The sequence below is a fragment of the Halomonas sp. NO4 genome (genome assembly GCF_010994375.1).
Classification (GTDB): Bacteria; Pseudomonadota; Gammaproteobacteria; order Pseudomonadales; family Halomonadaceae; genus Halomonas.
Genome location: NZ_WHMA01000010.1, coordinates 1 through 21,081 on the forward strand (window position 1 = coordinate 1; position 21,081 = coordinate 21,081).

15 protein-coding genes and 1 pseudogene are annotated in these 21,081 nt (G+C 68.8%); 8 read left to right on the forward strand and 8 right to left on the reverse strand.

Annotation, left to right across the window (positions count from 1 at the left end):
• Positions 1–148 precede the first annotated feature (148 nt).
• The 4 genes from FEF15_RS09510 to FEF15_RS09525 are packed head-to-tail and all read right to left on the reverse strand — an operon-like array spanning position 149 to position 5,866.
• A complete protein-coding gene (locus FEF15_RS09510) occupies positions 149–3,013 on the reverse strand; it encodes an FAD-binding and (Fe-S)-binding domain-containing protein (protein ID WP_163558928.1) in 2,865 nt (954 codons plus the stop codon).
• Positions 3,010–3,678, reverse strand: a complete 669-nt coding sequence (locus FEF15_RS09515; RefSeq protein WP_163558929.1) for a lactate utilization protein C — start codon at positions 3,676–3,678, stop codon at positions 3,010–3,012. Before FEF15_RS09515 ends, FEF15_RS09510 begins: the two co-directional genes overlap by 4 nt.
• A complete protein-coding gene (locus tag FEF15_RS09520) occupies positions 3,675–5,114 on the reverse strand; it encodes a LutB/LldF family L-lactate oxidation iron-sulfur protein (RefSeq protein WP_163558930.1) in 1,440 nt (479 codons plus the stop codon). Before FEF15_RS09520 ends, FEF15_RS09515 begins: the two co-directional genes overlap by 4 nt.
• Positions 5,111–5,866: a (Fe-S)-binding protein gene (locus FEF15_RS09525; RefSeq protein ID WP_163558931.1), complete on the reverse strand. Its 756-nt coding sequence runs from the start codon at positions 5,864–5,866 to the stop codon at positions 5,111–5,113. Before FEF15_RS09525 ends, FEF15_RS09520 begins: the two co-directional genes overlap by 4 nt.
• Before the next feature lie 308 nt (positions 5,867–6,174).
• Here FEF15_RS09525 and FEF15_RS09530 point away from each other — a divergent pair, with 308 nt between their 5' ends.
• From FEF15_RS09530 to FEF15_RS09540, 3 genes are read left to right on the forward strand one after another with little or no spacing between them, the layout of a single operon-like run.
• Positions 6,175–6,948, forward strand: coding sequence for a GntR family transcriptional regulator (locus FEF15_RS09530; RefSeq protein WP_163558932.1), 774 nt, complete (start codon positions 6,175–6,177; stop codon positions 6,946–6,948).
• Positions 6,949–6,985: 37 nt separating this feature from the next.
• A complete protein-coding gene (locus FEF15_RS09535) occupies positions 6,986–8,878 on the forward strand; it encodes an ATP-binding protein (RefSeq protein ID WP_163559012.1) in 1,893 nt (630 codons plus the stop codon).
• Complete coding sequence (locus FEF15_RS09540; RefSeq protein ID WP_163558933.1) at positions 8,871–10,253, forward strand: sigma-54 dependent transcriptional regulator; 1,383 nt, start codon at positions 8,871–8,873, stop codon at positions 10,251–10,253. The genes FEF15_RS09535 and FEF15_RS09540 overlap by 8 nt, the downstream gene beginning before the upstream one ends.
• Here FEF15_RS09540 and FEF15_RS09545 read toward each other — a convergent pair.
• The 3 genes and pseudogenes from FEF15_RS09545 to FEF15_RS09555 form a co-directional block, all read right to left on the reverse strand.
• Positions 10,229–10,900 (reverse strand): metal-dependent hydrolase, encoded by a 672-nt coding sequence (locus tag FEF15_RS09545; RefSeq protein WP_163558934.1) that lies wholly within the window; start codon positions 10,898–10,900, stop codon positions 10,229–10,231. The two genes, FEF15_RS09540 and FEF15_RS09545, sit on opposite strands and share 25 nt — an antisense overlap.
• Positions 10,901–10,971: 71 nt before the next feature.
• Positions 10,972–11,535 (reverse strand): gamma carbonic anhydrase family protein, encoded by a 564-nt coding sequence (locus tag FEF15_RS09550; protein ID WP_163558935.1) that lies wholly within the window; start codon positions 11,533–11,535, stop codon positions 10,972–10,974.
• 15 nt (positions 11,536–11,550) lie between these two features.
• Positions 11,551–12,893 (reverse strand): annotated as a pseudogene (locus FEF15_RS09555) (sodium-dependent transporter).
• A gap of 154 nt (positions 12,894–13,047) precedes the next feature.
• Between FEF15_RS09555 and prlC the strand changes: the two are divergent.
• From prlC to FEF15_RS09575, 4 genes are all read left to right on the forward strand, one after another.
• Positions 13,048–15,099, forward strand: coding sequence for an oligopeptidase A (gene prlC / locus FEF15_RS09560; protein ID WP_163558936.1), 2,052 nt, complete (start codon positions 13,048–13,050; stop codon positions 15,097–15,099).
• Positions 15,100–15,161: 62 nt separating this feature from the next.
• Positions 15,162–15,407, forward strand: a complete 246-nt coding sequence (locus FEF15_RS09565; protein WP_163558937.1) for a YheV family putative zinc ribbon protein — start codon at positions 15,162–15,164, stop codon at positions 15,405–15,407.
• Between the two features lie 344 nt (positions 15,408–15,751).
• A complete protein-coding gene (locus FEF15_RS09570) occupies positions 15,752–16,735 on the forward strand; it encodes a TAXI family TRAP transporter solute-binding subunit (protein WP_163558938.1) in 984 nt (327 codons plus the stop codon).
• A 95-nt stretch (positions 16,736–16,830) separates the two neighbouring features.
• Positions 16,831–19,026, forward strand: a complete 2,196-nt coding sequence (locus FEF15_RS09575) for a TRAP transporter permease (protein ID WP_163558939.1) — start codon at positions 16,831–16,833, stop codon at positions 19,024–19,026.
• Positions 19,027–19,108: 82 nt separating this feature from the next.
• On the opposite strand, the gene metF is transcribed toward FEF15_RS09575, so the two are convergent.
• A complete protein-coding gene (gene metF, locus FEF15_RS09580) occupies positions 19,109–19,951 on the reverse strand; it encodes a methylenetetrahydrofolate reductase [NAD(P)H] (protein WP_163558940.1) in 843 nt (280 codons plus the stop codon).
• 166 nt (positions 19,952–20,117) lie between these two features.
• Between metF and FEF15_RS09585 the strand changes: the two genes are divergently transcribed.
• On the forward strand, positions 20,118–21,050 hold the full coding sequence (locus tag FEF15_RS09585; RefSeq protein WP_163558941.1) for an AEC family transporter: 933 nt from the start codon (positions 20,118–20,120) through the stop codon (positions 21,048–21,050).
• Positions 21,051–21,081: the final 31 nt, after the last annotated feature.

Below are 21,081 nucleotides of genomic sequence, written 5' to 3' on the forward strand. Positions count from 1 at the left end.
TTGCCCGTCGCCGGCAGCGGATGCGTACTTTACGGCCTGGGCCGGAGCGACGCAAGGGGTCTTGTAAAAATCTTTCAGGCCAGCTGCTCCGCACCCGGCGGCAGGAATACCCACAGGCTCATCAACCCGGGGGCGCCTGTGGACAAGCTCAGCCCCCTTGCCGGGGACGGCTGGCTCGCTCCACCAGCGAGAGGATGGAGCGATAGGGAATACCGCCGTGCTGCGCAAGGCCGATCTCGCAGGTCCGCGAGTTGGAGTAGCCGGCATCGCAATCCGCCACCTGCTCGGCCAGGCCGTGGAGCGCCGAGGCGTTGAGCTCCGGGGTCACGAGCCCCTTGTCGCCCGCGAAGCCGCAACAGGTGATCTCGGCGGGCACCACCACCTCGCGGGCACAGGCCCGTGCCAGAGCCACCATGCGCTCACCGAGCCCCATATGGGTGCTGGAGCAGGTGATGTGGACCGCCACCCGCTCGTCGAGCGGAACGAGTTCGAGCCGTGGCAGTAAATGATCATGGGCAAAGCCGACAGGCTCCTGTACCGAGAGACGCTCGTCCAGGCGCGACTGCAGGTGCAGCACGCAGGGGCTGGTATCGCTGATGATGGGGTAGCGCCCGTTCTCGCTGGCCGCCAACAACTCGTGGTTGAGCTCGCCGGCCTTGCGCGCCGCCTCATCGAACTGACCCTTGGACTGGAAGGCCATGCCGCAGCACAGCGCGTTGGCCGTTTCCGGCACGATGACCTCGAAGCCGGCACGCTCGAGCAGGGTGAGGACAATTTCCATGACCGAGCGTGTCTCGCCGTCCCCGTGACTGGCGCCGAACACGCGAGTGGCGCAGGAAGGCAGATAGACGACTCGTTCAGTGCCCGTGCTGCGGGTCGATGAGGGCCTCGACAGCACCCGCACTGGCGCGGCCTTGGGCACGCTGGGCTGCCACTGGGGCACGCGATTGCCGCTGAACCGCGTCACGGCACCGCTCATGGCCGCGAGCCCGCGCTCCCCCAGCACGGCACGACCTGCACCGGCCAGGCGCAATGCGCCTCGCGCCGAGCGTGTGACGGCAGTGAAATGTCGCCCCACGCGATTCGCCAGCCCGGCCCCATGGGCAAGCCGCTCATGGCGCATCTCTCGAATCAGGTCGCCGGTATTGATACCCACCGGGCACTGGGTAGCACACAGACCATCGGCCGCGCAGGTCTCGTCCCCGGCGTAACGGTAATCCCGCCGGAGGCGTTCGAGGCGATCGCCCTCGTCGGCGTCGAGGGCGTCACCCATGGCCTCGAGACGAGCCACCTCGCGGGCGATGACGATGCGCTGACGGGGCGTCAGGGTCAGGTCCTTCGACGGGCAGACATGCTCGCAGAAGCCGCACTCGATGCACTTGTCGATGACCGGATCGGCGGCCGGCAAGGGCTTGAGGTTCTCCAGGTGCAGGGTCGGGTTGCGGCTCAGGATCACCTCGGGGTTGAGCAGGTTTTCCGGGTCGAAGAGCGCCTTGATCCGCCACATCAGCGCATAAGCCTCGGGGCCCCACTCCAGCTCCACGTAGGGCGCCATGTTGCGTCCGGTGCCGTGCTCGGCCTTGAGCGAGCCGCCGTACTCCACCCCTACCAGCTGGGCCACCTCGTCCATCAGTGCCTGATAGCGCTCGACCTCGCCGGGCTTCTCGAAGCCCTGGGGAAAGACGAAGTGCAGGTTCCCCTCCAGGGCATGGCCGAAGAGGATGGCGTCGTGATAGCCGTGACGCTGGAAGATGTCGGTGAGCGCGAGCACGCCCTCGTCGAGTCGCTCCACGGGAAAGGCCACATCCTCGATGATCACCGTGGTACCGACCTCGCGCACCGCACCCACGGCGGGGAAGAGTCCCTTGCGGATCTTCCAGTAGAGCGCATAGGTGGCGGGGTCACGGGTGAAGGCGACGGGCTCGAGTGTCTCGATGTCGGCCAGCGTCGCCTGCACCGACTCGAGCCGCGCGGCAAGGTCGGCCTCGTCGTTACCGCGCACGTCGACCAGCAGCGCCGCCGCGCCTTCCGGCAGAGCGCCAAGTGCCTCGGGCATCCCCGGCTCGTCAGCCACCGAGCGCAGCGCGGCGCGGTCCATCAGCTCCACGGCCGAGACCGGCACCTGCTTGAGAGCGATGGTGGCGCGGCAGGTGGCAGCCATGTCGGGAAAGAAGGCCAGCGTCGCCGCCTTCTCCGGCTCGTCCACCACGGTGTCGTAGGTAATCGTGCTGATGAAGCCCAGCGTACCCTCGGAGCCGATCATCAGGTGCTTGAGGATCTCGATGCCGTCGTCGAAGTCCACCAGGCTGTTCAATGCATAGCCGGTAGTGTTCTTGAGCCGGTACTTGTGGCGGATCTTGTCGGCAAGCTCAGCATTGTCACGGGTCTCGGCGGCCAGCCGCTCGAGCCCCTCGACAAGCTCGGCATGGCTGCGCCTGAAGGCCTCGCAGCTGGCCGGATCGGCGGTATCCAGCCGTGTGCCGTCAGCCAGAATCACGCGGAGGTCGCGCACCGTGCGATAGCTGTTCTGCGCCGTGCCGCAGCACATGCCCGAGGCGTTGTTGGCGGCGATGCCGCCCACCATGCAGCTATTGATCGAGGCCGGATCGGGGCCGATCTTGCGCCCGTAGGCGGCCAGCAGCTGGTTGGCGCGGGCGCCGATCACCCCGGGCTGCAGGCGGATCGCCCGGCCGCCGTCGAGGATATCGTGGCCGCGCCAGCCGCGCCCCAGCTGAATCAGCACCGAGTCGGTCACCGCCTGGCCGGAAAGCGAGGTGCCGGCAGCGCGGAAGGTAACCGGCAGGCGGCGTGCCCGGCACTCGGCGAGCACGACCTGCAGCTCCTCCTCGTCGGCCGGACGCACCACCAGTTGGGGAATCAGGCGATAGAAGCTGGCGTCGGTGCCGTAGGCCAGAGTGCGCAGCGGGTCGTCGATCAACCGCTCGTCGGGCAATCCGCGCTCGCGCAGGGCCGCTGTCAGCGCGCGCCAGGTCTCGACGGTCGGGGCACTCATTCGACCTCCTCGGCATGGCGCACCAGCACCACCAGCTCGCGGGGACCGTGAACGCCGTAGGCCAGGGTCTGCTCGATATCGGCGGTCTTGCTGGGCCCGGAAATGAGCAGGGCGTTGGTGGGCATGCCGCCGGCCCAGCCGTGGGCCTCGACCACGTCGAAGAAGGTGTCCTCGAGGGTCTCGGCGTCCAGCACGGCGATGTGGATCGGCGGCACCAGGCTGAGCCGCCGCGGCTCGTCCGGCGTGGGCCAGAGCCACAGGCTGCCGGTCTCGGCGATGGCCCCGCGGGTGGAGGTCAGCCCGGCCTCCAGGCTGTCGAACTGCTCGCGCTGCCAGCCCTCGATGTCGCGGTCGGCATCGACCAGCTCGACCTCGGCATCGGCCAGGGCCGCGCGCGCCTCGGCCGCCACCGGATGCTCGCGCCCCAGCCCCAGGCGACGAACCCCCTTGTCGGCGAGCACCTTGGCCAGCGCCTGGGTCCAGTCTGCCTGCGCAGTGTGGATCACCTCGCCGTGGACCGAGGTGATCCACCGCTCGAAGCGCGCGAGGCGCTCGGCCGGGCTCCAGCCGCGGTTCGTCACCACCGAAAAGTCGCTCTCGGGCGCGCTCAGAGGGCCGTCCGCCCGCTCGCGCAGGCGCTTCAAAATGGCGTCGCGGGCACTCATGAGCGCTCCTCCCCGTCGGGCTTTCGAGTCTGGTGGCGCTTGACCAGCGCATGCAACGAGGTCTTGGCCGGCTTGGGTGCGCTGCGATACTCCGTCCAGGGGCCGAGCCGAGTCGGCAGCAGCGCCTCGAGCTTGCCGGCCAGTGCCGTGCTGCCCCGCCAGGCCCTTGGGTGGGTGGCGAGCCACTGGAAACCCTTCCAGGCGGCGACCTCCTTCATCGAGCGCTTGATGCCGGCGCCGGGCACGTTGCCGCGCCCCTCGCCCACCGACTCGCGGCGCAGACGCACCAGCAGATCGGGAATGGGGATCTTCACCGGGCACACCTCGCCGCAGGCCCCGCACAGGCTGGAGGCGGTGGGCAGGTCCCTGGTCTCCTCCAGCCCCATCATGTGCGGCATCAGGATGCTGCCGATGGGGCCGGGATAGGTGGTGCCGTAGGTGTGACCACCGACCCGGGTGTAGACCGGGCAGTGGTTCATGCAGGCGCCGCAGCGGATGCAGCGCAGGGTGTCGAGCAGCTCGTCGTCCTGGTAGATGGCCGAGCGCCCGCTATCGACCAGCACCAGATGGACCTCCTCGGGCCCGTCATGCTCATCCGGCTGTCGCGGCCCCGAGATCATGTTGAAGTAGGTGGTGACATGCTGGCCGGTGGCCGAGCGGGTCAGCAGGGCATAGAGGGGCGGCACGTCGCGCAGGTGCTCGACCACCTTCTCGATGCCGGTCACGGCGATGTGCACCGGCGGCACCGTGGTGGTCATGCGCCCGTTGCCCTCGTTCTCGACGAGGCACAGCGTGCCGGTCTCGGCCACTGCGAAGTTGACCCCGGAGATGCCCACGTCGGCGGCCATGAAGCGCTCGCGCAGCTGGCTGCGGGCCGCCGCCGTCATGTAGTCCACGTCACGGGAGCGCTCAGTGCCGGTCTTGTCGTGGAGGATCTCGGAAATCTCGTCGGTGTTGAGATGGATTGCCGGCATGATGATGTGCGAAGGCGTCTGCTCGTTGAGCTGCACCAGGTACTCGCCAAGATCCGACTCCAGCGCCTCGATGCCCGCCTTCTCCAGATGAGCATTGAGGTGCATCTCCTCGGAGACCATCGACTTGCCCTTGATCACCGAGGTGGCGTCATGGGACTGGCAGATCTCGCGGACAATGCGGCACGCCTCGTCGCCGTTCTCGGCCCAGTGCACCCGGATGCCGTTGGCCTGGCAGTTGGCCTCGAGCTGCTCGAGCAGGTCGGGGAGCCTGGCCAAAGCCCGCAAGCGGATGTTGGCGCCGAGCTCGCGTAGCGTCTCCAGGTCCCAGTCGCTGAAGACGTCGCTGCGCTTGCTCATCAGGCCGTCCATCGCCTTGCGGAAGTTGGCGCGGATCTGCGGGTTGCCCAGGGCATCGTGGGCCTGGCGGTGGAACTCGCGGGGGGTGAAAGTCTCGACGCTCATGAGGTCCTCCGCCACAGGTAGCTGGCGATGTGCTCGCCGGTCACTGCCTTCTTCTGGTGTTCAAAGCGCCCGGCGATGTTCATCAGGCAGCCGCAGTCGGAGGTCACGAAATGCTCGGCCCCCGTGGCCTCGATGGCCTGGGTCTTGTCCTCGACCATGGCCGCCGAGACCTCGGGATGGCGCACCGCGAAGGTACCGCCGAAGCCGCAGCATTCGCTGGCCCGCGCCTGCTCGACCAGTGTCACCTGCCCCAGCTTGGCAAGCAGCGCCGGCCCCGTCTCGGCCAGTCCCATTTCGCGCCGCGCGCTGCACGAGGTGTGCATGGCGACCGTCTCGGGCTCGCCGCGATCCACGAGCTGCAGGTGGCAGACATGGACCAGAAACTCGGTGAGCTCGAAGACGCGCCCCGCCACCTCGTTGGCCTGGTCCTCGCGGTCGCTGCCGGCGAACAGCTGCGGATAGTGGGTGCGCATCATGCCGCCGCAAGAGCCGGAGGGCACGACGATCGGCCAGGGCTCGGGAAAGAGCGCGAGCTGGGCCGCCGCCACGGCCCGCGCCTCGTCCTGGTAGCCGGAGGTGTAGGCCGGCTGACCGCAGCACGTCTGGTCCGCGGGGAACACCACCTCGATGCCCTCGCGCTCGAGCAGGCGAATGCCGTCCAGCCCCGCCTCGGGATAGAAGAGGTCGATCAGGCAGGTGCCGAAGAAGTACACCCGCTCGGGCTTGGCGGGATAGCATTTGACTGGCGTCATCGGTCAACCCTCTACGATGGCCCCACTGGCGTCGTCCGGCCACGGTGGCGTGGTTGTCATTTTGGCGGAAAATTGGTAAAACCAATTGACCAACAAGAGTGTGTGAACCTTAGGGGGCGACCTGCACCCTGTCAAACCGGCGAGCGGCTTTTGCGGCGCAGACAGCCCTAGACTTTGGTCTAATCTGTTCAGGGAAGACAGCAGCCGATTGATTTATGGTCGCTTTCGGCACCGAAGCCGGCATTGCAGCCCCCCGCCAAGCCAGGCACTATTGGTATGACCAATTAGGCACACTGCGGGAAGCACGCATGACCTACCAAGCCCTCCGTCAGCCCCGGCTGGCCGACGTCATCACCGAACGCCTCGAGGCCATGATCCTCGAGGGTAGCCTCAAGCCGGGGCAGCGCCTGCCGCCGGAGCGCGAGCTGGCCGAGCGCTTCGGCGTTTCGCGGCCTTCGCTGCGCGAGGCGATCCAGAAGCTCGCCGCCCGCGGCCTGCTGACCAGCCGCCAGGGCGGCGGCACCTTCGTCACCCAGGAGCTCAACAGCGGCTACAGCGACCCCCTGCTGGACATGCTCGCGCGCCACCAGGAGTTCCACCTCGACCTGCTGGAGTTCCGCGACGCCATGGAGGGCCTCTCCGCCTACTATGCGGCGCTGCGCTCCACGCCTGCCGACAAGGCGATGCTGATCAAGCGCTACGAGGAGCTGGAGGCGAGCTTCGCCGGCCGCGACCCGGAGCTCGAGGCCAAGGCCGATGCCGCCTTCCACCTGGCCATCGCCGAGGCGGCCCACAACGTCCTGCTGTTGCACACCATCCGTGGCATCTTCCATCTGCTCGAACGCAGTATCGTCGAAAACTTAGCGCATCTGTTCGAGAAACCCCAGTCGCGGCCGCTGCTCATGAAACAGCACCGCGCCCTGCTCGACGCCATCCTCGAGGGGCGCGCCGAGGACGCCCGCGCGCGCTCCCACGAGCACCTGGTGTTCGTCGAGGAGGGCCTGCTGGAGATGGAACGCGCCGAGACCCGCGCTCAGCGTGCCCTGCGCCGCGCCCAGGCTCTGCCCGAACAGCAGCTGTGAGGGCCCCGTGAACCGCGCCCCCCTCCGCCCCTCACGCATGCCCCGAGCGCTGCGCCGCGCCCTGCTGGTGCTGCTGCCGCTGGGGCTCGCCGTCAGCGTCTGGCAGGCCGCCGAGATCGCCCGCGAGCAGGCCCTGGAAAGCCTGGCCCGCGAGGCCGAGAACGAGCTGCGCCTCTCCGCCACCGGCCTGGAGGGCCACCTCACCCGGCACGACTACCTGCCCCAGCTGCTCGCCTCGCGAGAGATGGTCCAGCGCTTTCTCACCAAGCGCGGCGAACAGGACCCCATGCCGCTGAACCTGCTGCTCGACCGTTTCCGCGCCACCGCCGATGTCTCCGACGTCTACCTGATCGACCGCCACGGCGACACTCTGGCGGCCAGCAACTGGCACCGCCCCAACACCTTCATCGGCCAGAACTACGCCTTTCGCAGCTACTATCAGGACGCCATTGCCGGAAACCGCGGTCGCTTCTTCGGGCTGGGCGTGCAGTCGCGCGAGCGCGGCTACTACTTCTCCGCCCCAGTATGGCTCGACGAGACCGCGCCCAACGCCCGCCCCGACGGCGTCATGGTGATCAAGGTGCTGCTCGACAGCGTCGAGGCGAGCTGGGCCGAGCAGGATGCCGAGCTACTGGTCACCGACCGCGACGACATCATCTTCATGGCCAGCCAGCCGGAGCTGCGCCTGGCCGCCCTGCATCCGCTCTCCGAGGACGAACGTCAGGCGCTGCTGGCCACCCGCCGCTACGCCGACGAACCCCTCGCCCCCTCGGGCATCGAGGTACTGGAAAGGCGAGGCGACCGCAGCGAGCTGGTGCGCTTCGCCCACGGCCCCCTCGAGCAGGGCAGCTACCTGCGCCTGTCGCGCCCCATGCCCGCCTTCGACTGGGAGATGCACATCCTCAAGCCGCTGGCCCCGGTGCACCAGGCGCAGTGGCTCGCCGCCCTGCTCGCCGGCGGCTTCTACGGCGTGGTGGTGCTGACCGGCGGCGTGGGCTGGCAGCGCCTGCGCCTGCGCCGCGAACGCGAGCAGTTCGCGGCGCGCGAGCGCGACACCCTGGCCCATGCCCGCGACCAGCTGGAACGCAACGTCGAGCGGCGCACCCGCGACCTGGTGGAGACCAACCGGCGTCTCTCCGGCGAGATCGAGGAGCGCCGCCGCGCCGAGGAGAACCTGCGCCGGACCCAGGACGAACTCGTCCAGGCCGCCAAGTTGGCCGTGCTCGGCCAGCTCGCCGCCGGCATCAATCACGAGCTCAACCAGCCGCTGGCGGCCATCCGCGCCTACGCCGAGAACGCCCGGGCCTTTCTGGCCCGCAGCCGTGCCGAGGCCGCCGACGCCAATCTCGCCCAGGTGATCGAGCTCACCGAGCGCATGGCCGAGATCAGCGCCCAGCTACGCCAGTTCTCGCGCAAGAGCAGCGACAATCTCACCGCGGTCTCGGTGTCCGCCTGCTTCGACTACGCCCTGCGCCTCTACCAGGCGCGGCTGCGCGGTGCCGGCGTCGAGGTGGCGCGCCACTGGCCAGCCCAGGAGGCATGGGTGCATGCCGATCTGGTGCGCCTCGAACAGGTGCTGGTCAACCTCATCGGCAACGCCCTGCAGGCCATGAGCGACACGCCCGAACCGCGCCTGCTGCTGACCATCGAGCCCGACGAGGCAGAAGTCGCCATCGGCGTGGCCGACACCGGGCCGGGCATCGCCGAAGCGCACCTCGCGCGCATCTTCGAGCCTTTCTTCACCACCAAGGCGCCGGGTAGCGGCCTGGGCCTGGGGCTGTCGATCTCGTCGCGCATCGTCGACGACCTGGGCGGCCGCCTCACCGCCGTCAACCGGCCTGGCGGCGGCGCCTGCTTCACCGTTATCCTGCCCCGCGCCCAGGCCCCTGCCGCCTCGTCACCCTCCCAGGAGCAGTCCAGCCATGCATGACCCGGTCGACACACCGGTGCTGATCATCGACGACGAACCCCACCTGCGCATCACCGCCGGTCAGACCCTGGAGCTCGCCGGCTACCGGCCCGAGCCCTTCGAGCGTGCCGAACCCGCCCTGGCTGCGCTGCCGGCGGATTTCCCCGGCGTGATCGTCAGCGACATCCGCATGCCGGGCATGGACGGCATGGCCCTGCTGCGCGAGGTGCGCAGCCGCGACCCCGACCTGCCGGTGATCCTGATCACCGGCCACGGCGACATCTCCACCGCGGTGGAGGCGATGCGCGAAGGCGCCTGGGACTTTCTGGAGAAGCCCTTCGCCGGCGAGCGGCTGGTGGAGATGGTGCGGCGCGGCGTGGAGAAGCGACGCCTCAGCCTGGAGAATCGCCAACTCAAGGCCGAGCTGGAGGCGCAGCAGGCCGCGCCCGGCCCGCGCCTGGTGGGGCGCACCGCGGCGATCCAGCGCCTCGCCTCCATGGTCCAGCGCATCGCCCAGGTGGAGACCGACGTGCTGCTGTTCGGCGAGACCGGCACCGGCAAGGACCTGGTGGCGCGCGCCATCCACGAGCGCAGCCCCCGCGGTGGCCAGCCCTTCGTCGCCATCAACTGTGGCGCGGTGCCCGAGAGCATCATCGAGTCGGAGCTGTTCGGCCACGAGAAGGGCGCCTTCACCGGCGCAGTGGAGCGGCGGATCGGCAAGTTCGAGCACGCCGACGGCGGCACCGTCTTCCTCGACGAGATCGAGTCGATGCCGCTGGCGCTGCAGGTCAAGCTGCTGCGCGTGCTCCAGGAGCGCTGTGTGGAGCGCCTGGGCGCCAACGAGCCGGTGAGCCTCGACATCCGGGTGATCGCCGCCACCAAGGTCGACCTCAAGGCCGCTGCCGAGGCCGGCCACTTCCGCGAGGACCTCTACTACCGCCTCAACGTGGTCACCCTGCCCATTCCGCCGCTGCGCGAACGCCTCGAGGACATCCCGCTGCTCTTTCAGCACTTCGCCGTGGTCGCCGCCAACCGCAGCGGCCTGGAAGCGCCACCGCTCGACGCCGGCGGCACCTCGGCGCTGATGGCCCACGACTGGCCGGGCAACGTGCGCGAGCTGCGCAACCTCGCCGAGCGCTATGTGCTGCTCGGTTCCGCCTTCGACTACCGCCTCGATGCGCTGCTCGAGGGCGTCGACACCGAGAGCACCGACGTCGCCCTGCCCCAGCAGGTGGAGCTCTTCGAGAAGAGCCTGATCACCCAGTCGCTGGCCAGCCACCACGGACGCATCAGCGAGGTGTGCGAACACCTGGGCCTGCCGCGCAAGACGCTCTACGACAAGCTCAAGAAGTACGGCCTCAAGGCCGAGGACTACCGCCACAAGGCCGCCCCCTGAGCCACCAGCCCCAGCAGCGGCCCCCAGGGCGGCAGCCAGGGCAGCAGGTTGGCCGCGGCCAGCAGCATCGCCAGCGAATTGCCCGGCGCGCGCCAGTCGAAGGGCTTGAGGGCGGTGCCGAAGGAACGCTTGAGGCGCGCCCCGGTGAGGTCCACGCTGAACAGCTCATCGAGCAGCAGATGAATGACGAAGCCCAGGCCGAGCGCCACCCCGTGGGCCCAGGCCAGGTGGTCGGGCTGGGCGAAGAGCCGATGGCTCAGCGCCGCACAGCCCAGGCCGCACAGCGCCGCCGCCAGCAGCGAGTGCCACAGGCCGCGGTGCACGGTGAAGCGGGCGAAGAGCGCCCCAGCCAGGTAGCGCACGCCCACATAGAGCGTCCCGCAGGCCAGCAGCAGGCTGCCGGTGGCCAGATGCCCCTGCAGCAGCAGGGCGCCGGCCACCACCGCCGGCACGGCGAGCAGGTTGAAGATCAGGCGGATCGCCCTGGAGCTGTCGGCATCGATGTCGGGCAGGATGCCGCCGAAGGTCACCAGCGCCAGCACCGGCAGGCTCTCCACGGCGCTCCACAGGCCGGCCTGCCAGCCGCCGTGGGCGATCACGGCACCGCCGGCGGCGGCCACGCCGAGATGGGTGCGAAAGTCGGCCATGCCGGGACGGGCCCTCGATACCTGGATAAATCACCAGATTATCGCCCGCCCCGGCAATCAAAAACAATGCGTTAGGGAGCGGCCGCCAGGTATTCGTCCTTGAGCTTGACGTAGTTGGCGGCGGTGTAGGGGAAGAAGGCGCGCTCCTTCTCCTTCAAGGGGCGCAGCGCCTTGGCCGGGTTGCCGGCGTAGACATGGCCGCTCTCCAGGCGCTTGCCGGGCGTCACCACGGCGCCGGCGGCGATGATCACCTCGTCCTCCACCACGGCGCCGTCCATGACGATGGCGCCCATGCCCACCAGAATGCGGTTGCCCAGGGTGGCGCCGTGGAGGATCGCCTTGTGGCCGATGGTGACGTCGTCGCCCACGGTGAGCGGAAAGCCGTCGGGATTGAAGTCGCTGGCGTGGGTGATGTGCAGCACGCTGCCGTCCTGCACGCTGACTCGCGCGCCGATGCGGATGCGGTGCATATCGCCGCGGATCACCGCCATGGGCCACACCGAGCAGTCATCACCCAGTTCCACGTCGCCCAGCACCACGCTGGCCGCATCCACATAGACTCGCTCCCCGAGCTGCGGGGTCATGCCGCGCCAGGGGCGCAGCGCCCCAGCGTAGGCGGTCGCTTGTTCGTTCATGGCTATCTCCACAGATCAGATCAGGCCGGCCCCCAATACTACCAGCGTCAGCGGGATCGACACCCAGCGCATCACTGCCTGCCACAGCCGGAAGCCCGCACAGCCCCCGCCCCCAGCGCCTCGCGGGCGGTGTCGCGCGCCATCACCCAGGCGGCAAAGACCGCGATCGCCAGCCCTCCCAGCGGCAGGAAGAACTCGGTGGGCACCGTGGTCACCAGGTCGAAGAAGGTCATCCCCGCCACCGGCTGCCACTCGGCCAGGGTCGAGAAGGAGAGCACGGAAAGCAGCCCCACCAGCCACACCGTCACCCCGGTGAGCGCCGCCGCCCGGCCGCGCCGGACGCCGAGCCCCTGCAAGGTGGCGACCATGGGTTCGGCCAGATTGATCGACGAGGTCCAGGTGGCGAGCAGCAGCAACAGGAAGAAGAGCGACAGCCACAGCGCCCCCCAGGGCAGCTCGGCAAAGGCGATGGGCAAGGTGACGAACATCAGCCCCGGCCCCTCGGCGGGGTCCATGCCCTGGGTGAACACCACCGAGAAGATGGCGATGCCGGCCAGCAGCGCCACGGTGACGTCGAGCGCCGCCACCGCGCCGGCGGCGCGTGGCAGGCTCTGGCGCTCGGGCATGTAGGCGCCGTAGGCCATCAGCGCGCATGCGCCCACCGCCAGGGTGAAGAAGGCGTGCCCCATGGCGTGCAGCACCACCAGCGGCGTGATGGCCGAGAAATCGGGCTGGAACAGCCAGGCCAGCGCCGGGCCGAAGCCCGCCGTGGTGGCGGCGAAGCCGGCCAGTAGCACCAGCAGCAGGTAGAGCAACGGCATCAAGAGGTTGTTGAGCTTTTCCAGCCCCTTGGCCACGCCGGCGGCCACCACCGTCATGGTGAGCAGCAGGAAGAGGGTGTGGTTGAAGGTCATGCGTCCCGGGTCGGCGAGAAAGGCATCGAAGCCGGCACCGATCTCCGCCGGGCTGGCGCCGACGAAGTCACCGTTGATCGCGCTCACCAGGAACTCGATGGACCAGCCGGAGACCACCGAGTAGAAGGAGAGGATGCAGAACACCGTGACCGCGCCGAACACCCCCAGCAACCGCCAGTGGTGGCTAGCGCCGGCCCGGGACGCCAGATGGCCGAGCGAGGCCATCGGCGAGCGACGCCCGGCGCGGCCGATGAGGATCTCGGCCATCATCACCGGCAACCCCAGCAGCAGCACGAAGGCCACGTAGAGCACCAGGAAGGCGGCGCCACCGTTCTCCCCAGTGATATAGGGAAAGCGCCAGATGTTGCCCAGGCCCACGGCGGCCCCGGTCACCGCCAGAATGAAGGCGCGCCTTGTGCTCCAGCGCTCCAGGGTTGCCTGCATGCCATCGCCCTCTCGATGTGAAGGCCGCAAAGCCTATCAGGCCGGTGCGGCGGCGCCCAACCTTTGTTGCCGTTGAAACGCGGCCTCGCTGCCCGCATCTAAATGAAAGTCACGACTCTCCCCGAACCGTCCATTCACCGTCGCCGAGGTGCGCATGACCCGCAACCCCCTGCTCGAGCCCCACGAGCTGCCCCCCTTCGAGGCCATCCGGCCGGATCACGCGGTCCCCGCCATCGACACCCTGCTGGCGGAGAACCGTGCCGCCATCGACGACCTGGTGGCCCGCGCCGAGCGGGAGGCGCCCACTTGGGAGAGCCTGGCGGCCCCGCTGGAGGCGCTCAACGACCGCCTGTCGCGGGCCTGGTCGCCGGTCTCGCACCTCAACGGCACCATGAACAGTCCCGAGCTGCGCGAGGCCTACCAGGCGTGCCTGGGCAAGCTCTCCGACTACAGCACCTGGCTCGGCCAGCACGAGGGGCTGTTCCGCGCCTGGCAGGCCCTGAAGGAGGGGCCCGCCTGGGCCGAATTGGACGCGGCGCAGCGCCGTGCGGTGGACAACACCCTGCGCGACTTCCGCCTGGCCGGGGTCGACCTGCCCGCCGAGCAGAAGCGCCGCTACGGCGAGATCAAGGCGCGCCTCTCGGAACTGGCCAACACCTTCTCCAACCAGTTGCTCGACGCCACCCAGGCATGGCACAAGGACATCGACAACGCCGGCCGCCTGGCCGGGCTGCCGGAAAGCGCCCTGGCCACGCTCGCCGCCAACGCCGAGGCCAAGGGGGTGAAGGGCTATCGCATCACCCTCGATTTTCCCAGCTTCTACCCGGTGCTCACCTTCGCCGACGACCGCGAGCTGCGCCGCGAGGTCTACACCGCCTTCGTCACCCGCGCCTCCGACCAGGGCCCCAACGCCGGCGACTACGACAACGCCCCGATCATCGAGGAGACCCTGCGCCTGCGCCGCGAGCTCGCCGGCCTGCTGGGCTTTGCCAGCTATGCCGAGCTGTCGCTGCAGACCAAGATGGCCGAGTCGCCCGAGCAGGTGCGCGACTTCCTCGACGACCTGGCGCGCCGTGCCGTGCCCCAGGCGCGCGAGGAGTTCGCCGACCTCGAGGCCTACGCCCGCGACGCCCTGGGCCTGACCGAGCTCGAGCCCTGGGACGTGGGCTACGCCAGCGAGAAACTGCGCGAGGCGCGCCACGCCATCTCCCAGGAGCAGTTGCGCCCCTACTTCCCCGCGCCGCAGGTGGTCGACGGCCTGTTCCGGGTGGTGGAGCGCCTCTACGGTGTCACCTTCGCGGAGGACGCGTCGGCGCCGCGCTACCATCCCGATGTGCGCTACTTCCGCATCCTGGAGGGCGGCGAGCCCATTGCCGGCTTCTACCTCGACCTCTATGCCCGCGAGGGCAAGCGCGGCGGCGCCTGGATGGACGAGTGCCGGGTGCGCCGTCGCGACGAGCGCGGCGCGCTGCAGCTGCCGGTGGCCTACCTCACCTGCAACTTCACCCGACCGGTGGGCAATCAGCCGGCCCTGCTGACCCACGACGAGGTCACCACGCTGTTCCACGAGTTCGGCCACGGCCTGCACCATATGCTCACCCGCCAGACGATCGCCGATATCTCCGGCATCAACGGCGTGGCCTGGGACGCCGTGGAGCTGCCCAGTCAGTTCATGGAGAATTTCTGCTGGGAGCGCGAGGGGCTCGACCTAATCGCCGGCCACGTCGACACCGGCGAGCCCCTGCCCGCCGAGATGCTCGAGAAGTTGCAGGCGGCCAAGAACTTCCAGTCGGCCATGGGCCTGGTGCGCCAGCTGGAATTCTCGCTGTTCGACCTGCGCCTGCACCACGAACTGGCCGCACCCTCGGCCGCCGAGGTCCAGGCACTGCTCGACGCGGTGCGCGACGCCGTCTCGGTGGTGCCGCGCGCGCCCTTCAACCGCTTCCAGAACGGCTTCGGCCATATCTTCGCCGGCGGCTACGCGGCGGGCTACTACAGCTACAAGTGGGCCGAGGTGCTCTCCGCCGACGCCTGGAGCGCTTTCGAGGAGGCGGGCATCTTCGATGCCGTGACCGGTCGGCGATTCCGCCGCGAGATTCTCGAGGCGGGCGGTGCGCGCGATGCCGCCGAGCTGTTCCGCGCCTTCCGCGGGCGCGAGCCCAGCGTCGAGCCGCTGCTGCGCCACAGCGGCATCCGCGCCGCCTGACACCCACCATCGACCACCGCCGCCGGGCAGTGTCTCGCCCGGCGGCCCTTCAGGGAGGCCCCATGGCCGTTCAGAAACGCTTCATCGCCGGTGCCATCTGCCCCCGCTGCGCAGCGATGGACCGCATCCGCGCCTGGGAACAGAACGGCGTGCGCTACCGTGACTGCGTCAATTGCGACTTCTTCGAGCAGCTGCCCATCGAAAACGACGCCCAGCCCGAACTCGAGACCCGGGTCAACCGCGACCGCGAGGAGCAGCGCCAGCAGGACTTCCAGCCCGTGCGCATCCTCGATCCCAAGGGTCGCTGAGCGCGGCCCGCCAACCGGCCGTCCCCTGCCCGCCGCCAACTGTGCGGATTCCCACACAGCTGCAACGGCGTTGCGTGCGGATATCCAGCCCGCACGCCCTGCCCATGACTCGACTTTCGTCGAAATCAACTCCCATAACACGTTGTTTTTCTGATAAAAGAACCGACCTGGCAAACCCCTTGCTTTTTCTCCTGTGGCACAACGCGCAACGTTGACAGGCCAAGGGCAGCCATGACGCACCTTTGCCATACTGCCTGACGACGTGCCTGTCGCCAGTCGGCCCGGCCGGCCCCGCGGGGCACGCCACGCCGACGCACAACCACAATCGCAACAGGAGAGACGCCATGCGTATCACCATGACCCAGGTTCTCACCGGCACCCTGACCGGCGCCCTGCTGGTCGCCGGCACCGCCCAGGCAGACCGCGCCGACTGGCCGGAGAGCTTCACCGTAGGCACCGCCAGCCAGGGCGGCACCTACTTCGTCTACGGTTCCGGCTGGGCCAACCTGATCGCCGACGAGCTGGGCATTTCCGGCGGCGGCGAGGTCACCGGCGGCCCCAACCAGAACCTGGCCCTGGTGCACACCGGCGACCTGGCCCTGGGCCTGACCACCATGGGCCCCGCCGCCGAGGCGCTGGCCGGCGAGAGCCCGCTGGCTCCCGGCGTGCCGATGGACAACGTCTGCGCGCTGTTCCCGATGTACGAGACGCCGTTCTCCATCACCACGCTGGCCGGCTCCGGCATCACCAGCATCTCCGAGATCCCGGATGGCGCCAGCATCGGCTTCGGTCCAGCAGCCTCCACTTCCGACACCTACTTCCCGCGCATCCTCGAGGAACTGGGCGTGAACTTCGAGCGCCGCAACGGCGGCTGGAACGACCTGGGCGGCCAGCTCCAGGACGGCCTGATCGACGTCATCGCCTTCGCCGCCGGCATCCCGGTTCCGGCCGTCAGCCAGCTCGAGGTGCAGACCGACGTGAACATCATCGAGTTCACCGAGGAGGAGCAGCAAACGGCCATCGAGAACTTCCCGGTTTCGCCCTTCCAGATCCCGGCCAGCACCTACGAGACTCTCGAGGAGGATGCTCGCGCGGTCTCCATGTGGAACTTCACCATCGCCGGCTGCGACCTGCCGGAGGATTTCATCTACGAAATCACCAAGCTGAGCATGGAGAACAACGACCGCATGCGTGACATCCACCGCAGCGCCGCAAACAGTGTTCCCGAGAACCTCGACAAGAACAACGTGCTGCCCTTCCACCCGGGCGCCGTGCGCTGGTACGAGGAGAACGGCTACGAGATCCCTGAAGAGCGCAAGTTGAACTGAGGCACGCCTCGCTTCCCGTGTGTCATGCCTCGTGCCGCCCCCGGTACGGGGCATGATTGGCATTCCACCGTCCCACACCCGAGGGTGACTTCACCATGAGCCATACACCCGACACCCCGAATGGCCGCGATGACGAGGCCGCCGGCAGCGTCCCCGAGAGCGTTGCCGAGGGCGTCGACGAGGAGGTCGTCGAGTCGAACCGACGCCTCTATACGGGGTGGCAGCTGATCCTGTTCTCCATCCTGGCCATCGTCTACTCCTCCTTCCACCTGGTGTCGCTGAACGTCTACCCGATGGAGACCTGGTCGTTTCGCATCGTGCACATTGCCGGCGCCCTGGTGCTCGGCTACGGCCTCTATGCCGGTACACGCTTTGCCGACGACGACCGCCAACGCTCGGCCACCTGGATGGCCTGGGCCAGCTATGCCATGCTGATTCCGGCGCTCTACGCCCTGGTCCAGGTGGTGTTCATGCAGGGCGAGATCAGCGGCGGTGCCATGCGCATCGAGCCCCACATCGAGGCGTGGCACTACGGCTATCCGCTGATCGTGGCCACCGTGGCCGGCATCCTGCTCTCCTGGGGATATCGCCAGGTGCGCCAGAAGCTCTCGCCGGCAGACCTGGTGCTGATGGTCTGCTCGCTGGCCGTGGCCGGCTACCTGCTGGTGATCTACAACACGCCGCTGCGCGCCTCCACCGGCACGCCCTTCGCCCCCATGGGCATCTCCTATGCCGCCATCGCCGGCTCGCTGCTGATCCTCGAGCTGACCCGACGCGTCGCGGGCCTCGCCCTGGTGGTGATCTCGGCCATCTTCCTGGTCTACGTCTTCGCCGGCCCCTACCTGCCCGGCTTTCTCGGCTATCCGGGCCTCTCGGTGGGCCGCTTCTTCAGCCAGGTCTACACCGATGCCGGCATTCTCGGGCCGACCACCGCGGTCTCCTCGACCTACATCATCCTGTTCATCATCTTCGCCGCCTTCCTGCAGGCCTCCAAGGTGGGCGACTACTTCGTGAACTTCGCCTTCGCCGCCGCCGGCCGGGCGCGTGGCGGTCCCGCCAAGGTGGCGATCTTCGCCTCCGGCCTGATGGGCATGATCAACGGCACCAGCGCCGGCAACGTGGTCTCCACTGGCTCGCTGACCATTCCGCTGATGAAGAAGGTGGGCTATCCCGGTCGCAGTGCCGGCGCCATCGAGGCGGCCGCCTCCACCGGCGGGCAGATCATGCCGCCGATCATGGGCGCCGGCGCCTTCATCATGGCCGAGGTCACCGGCATCCCCTACACCGAGATCGCCGTGGCGGCGGTGATTCCGGCCATCCTCTACTTCGTGTCGATCTACTTCATGGTCGACCTGGAAGCGGCCCGCAAGGGCATGCGCGGCATGCGCCCGGAAGAGATCCCGCTCTTCTCCCGGCTGGTCAAGCAGGTCTACCTCTTCGCTCCCATCATCATCCTCATCGTCGCGTTGTTCATGGGCTACTCGGTGATCCGCGCCGGCACCCTGGCCACCGCCTCGGCCGCCGTGGTGAGCTGGATCTCGCCCCACAAGATGGGCATCCGCGCCATCCTGCGCGCCCTGCAACTGGCCGGCAACATGTCGATCCAGATCATCGCTGTGTGCGCCTGTGCCGGCCTGATCGTCGGGGTGATCTCGCTGACCGGCGTCGGCGCGCGCTTCTCGTCGCTGCTGCTGGGCCTGGCCGGCGTCAGCCAACTGCTGGCGCTGTTCTTCGCCATGTGCATCTCGATTCTGCTCGGCATGGGCATGCCCACCACGGCCGCTTACGCGGTGGCCGCCTCGGTGGTCGCCCCAGGCCTGATCAATATCGGCATCCAGCCGCTGGTGGCGCACTTCTTCGTGTTCTACTTCGCGGTGGTCTCGGCGATCACCCCGCCGGTGGCGCTGGCCTCCTACGCGGCCGCGGGCATCTCCGGAGACAACGCCATGGGCACCTCGGTGGCCTCCTTCAAGGTGGGCCTGGCCGCCTTCATCGTGCCCTTCATGTTCTTCTACAGCCCGGCCATGCTGCTCGAAGGCTCCTGGCTGCAGATCCTGCGCGTGGGCGTGACCGCCACCCTGGGCATCGTGCTGCTTGCCTCCACCGTCCAGGCCTGGTACTTCGGCCCGGTCAAGGCGTGGATGCGCGTGGTGATGCTGGGCGGGGCGCTGTGCCTGATCTACGGCGGCATCTACACCGACATCGCCGGCCTGGCGATCGGCGGTTTGTTGTTCCTGATGCAGCGCGGTCGTCACGGCGGCGGCGCCAAGCCGGCCACCTCCTCGGGCTGAGCCGCTGGCTCGACCGCCCGATGCGCAAGGGCCTCGCCATTGGCGAGGCCCTTTTTCGTGACGCCGCGTGGTGACGATCGAGTCAGGCAGTGATGTTGTCGAGGATCGCCAGCGTCGGGGCAGCCTGGTTCAGGGTGTAGAAGTGCAGCCCCGGAGCGCCGCCGTCGAGCAGGCGCTGACACAGGCGCGATACCACCTCCTCGCCGAAGGCGGCGATCGCCTCGCTGTCGTCGCCGTAGGCCTCGAGCTGCTTGCGGATCCAGCGCGGGATCTCGGCGCCGCAGGCGTCGGAGAAGCGTGCCAGCTTGGTGTAGTTGGTGATGGGCATGATGCCCGGGACGATGGGCGCCTCGACGCCCAGCTTGCGGGCCCGCTCGACGAAGTGGAAGTAGGCGTCGGCGGTGAAGAAGTACTGGGTGATCGCCAGGTTGGCCCCGGCGTGCATCTTGCGCGCGAAGTTCACCAGGTCGTGCTCGAAGCTCGGCGCCTGGGGATGCGACTCCGGATAGGCGGCCACGGCGATCTCGAAGTGGTCACCGGTCTCGGCGCGGATGAACTCGACGAGCTCGTTGGCGTAGCGCAGCTCACCGACGCCGCCCATGCCGGAAGGCAGGTCGCCGCGCAGCGCCACCAGGCTGTCGATGCCCTCGTCGCGGTACTGATGCAGCAGGTCGCGCATCTGTGCCTTTTCGCTGCCGATGCAGGAGATGTGCGGCGCCGTGGTGATCCCCGCCTCCAGCACCTGCTGCACGATCTGGCGGGTGCGCGCCTGGGTAGAGCCGCCGGCGCCGTAGGTCACCGAGAAGAAGCGCGGGCGGCGCTCGGCCAGGGCATCGCGCGCCCGCATCAGCTTGTCACGCCCCGCCTCGGTGCCGGGGGGAAAGAACTCGAAGCTGATGCCCAGCGGATGTGCCTGCGTGCTCATCGATCTACCTCATGTGCGTCCTGTCATTTCCGCCATTCTGCCGACTCGTGAGGGAGGCGGCCAATGAAAGTTCCGCGCCGCACTATCGATCGCTTTCATGTTGACGCCTGACAGCGCGCGGCTTTGCCGGCATCATGGCGGCCTTGGCAAGGATGAGGCAAAGACGATGATCGACCCCGCGACACTCATGGGCCCGCTCTGGACCCTGCTGGCCTTCGTCGGCCTGGGCTGGCTGGCCGCCCGCCGCCTGGCAGTCGACCCGCGCCCCATCGCCACCCTGCTGATCTACCTCATCGCGCCCCTGACCTTCTTTCGCGGCCTGCTGCTCGGCGGCCCCACCCCCGGCTACCTGCTGCTCACCGCGGCGCTGTTCGCCACCGCCAGCCTGCTGGCCCTGCTGGTCAACCGCCTGGCCCGCGGCTGGCTGCCGCCCCAGGAGAGCGCCCTGCTCGCCTTCTCCGCCGGCACCGGCAACACCGGCTACTTCGGCCTGCCGCTGGCCATGCTGCTGCTGCCCCCGGCGGGGGTGACGCTCTACCTCTTCTGCATCCTCGGCGTGACGCTCTACGAATTCACGGTGGGCTTCTACCTGAGCGCCCGCGGCCAGTTCTCGGTGCGCCAGAGCCTGGCCAAGATCGCCCGCCTGCCACTGGTCTACGCTTTCCTCGCCGCTCTGCTGGTCAGCGGCCTGGGGCTCGAACTGCCGGCGCCGGTCCGCGAGGGGCTCGAGGTCTTCCCGGCCACCTACACCCTGCTCGGCATGATGATCATCGGCATGACTCTGGGGCGGGTGTCGATCCGCGAGCTCGACGCCCGCTTCATCGCCGCCTGCGTGGCGGTGCGTTTCGGCCTCTGGCCGCTGCTGGCGCTCGCGGCGGTGCTCGGCGGGCAGGCGCTGGCGCCCCTGCCCGCCGAGTTGGCGCTGGCCCTGCTGCTGCTGGGCGTGGTGCCCATGGCCGCCAACGTGGTGGTGGTGGCCATGGAGCTCGGCATCCGCCCCGAGAAGGGCGCCCTGGCGGTGCTCGCCACCACCCTGGCCGCGCCGCTGCTGATCCCGCTCTACCTTACGGGCATGGCACGCCTCGCGGGGCTGGACTGAACCCCGTATCGCCTTGCGCCGTGCAGCAGGC

Excerpts from the sequence above, each read along its gene's own strand:
- FEF15_RS09510 (WP_163558928.1), bottom strand. The coding sequence starts at position 3,013 with ATGAGTGCCCCGACCGTCGAGACCTGGCGCGCGCTGACAGCGGCCCTG.
- FEF15_RS09515 (WP_163558929.1), bottom strand. The coding sequence starts at position 3,678 with ATGAGTGCCCGCGACGCCATTTTGAAGCGCCTGCGCGAGCGGGCGGAC.
- FEF15_RS09520 (WP_163558930.1), bottom strand. The coding sequence starts at position 5,114 with ATGAGCGTCGAGACTTTCACCCCCCGCGAGTTCCACCGCCAGGCCCAC.
- FEF15_RS09525 (WP_163558931.1), bottom strand. The coding sequence starts at position 5,866 with ATGACGCCAGTCAAATGCTATCCCGCCAAGCCCGAGCGGGTGTACTTC.
- FEF15_RS09530 (WP_163558932.1), top strand. The coding sequence starts at position 6,175 with ATGACCTACCAAGCCCTCCGTCAGCCCCGGCTGGCCGACGTCATCACC.
- FEF15_RS09535 (WP_163559012.1), top strand. The coding sequence starts at position 6,986 with ATGCCCCGAGCGCTGCGCCGCGCCCTGCTGGTGCTGCTGCCGCTGGGG.
- FEF15_RS09540 (WP_163558933.1), top strand. The coding sequence starts at position 8,871 with ATGCATGACCCGGTCGACACACCGGTGCTGATCATCGACGACGAACCC.
- FEF15_RS09545 (WP_163558934.1), bottom strand. The coding sequence starts at position 10,900 with ATGGCCGACTTTCGCACCCATCTCGGCGTGGCCGCCGCCGGCGGTGCC.
- FEF15_RS09550 (WP_163558935.1), bottom strand. The coding sequence starts at position 11,535 with ATGAACGAACAAGCGACCGCCTACGCTGGGGCGCTGCGCCCCTGGCGC.
- prlC (WP_163558936.1), top strand. The coding sequence starts at position 13,048 with ATGACCCGCAACCCCCTGCTCGAGCCCCACGAGCTGCCCCCCTTCGAG.
- FEF15_RS09565 (WP_163558937.1), top strand. The coding sequence starts at position 15,162 with ATGGCCGTTCAGAAACGCTTCATCGCCGGTGCCATCTGCCCCCGCTGC.
- FEF15_RS09570 (WP_163558938.1), top strand. The coding sequence starts at position 15,752 with ATGCGTATCACCATGACCCAGGTTCTCACCGGCACCCTGACCGGCGCC.
- FEF15_RS09575 (WP_163558939.1), top strand. The coding sequence starts at position 16,831 with ATGAGCCATACACCCGACACCCCGAATGGCCGCGATGACGAGGCCGCC.
- metF (WP_163558940.1), bottom strand. The coding sequence starts at position 19,951 with ATGAGCACGCAGGCACATCCGCTGGGCATCAGCTTCGAGTTCTTTCCC.
- FEF15_RS09585 (WP_163558941.1), top strand. The coding sequence starts at position 20,118 with ATGATCGACCCCGCGACACTCATGGGCCCGCTCTGGACCCTGCTGGCC.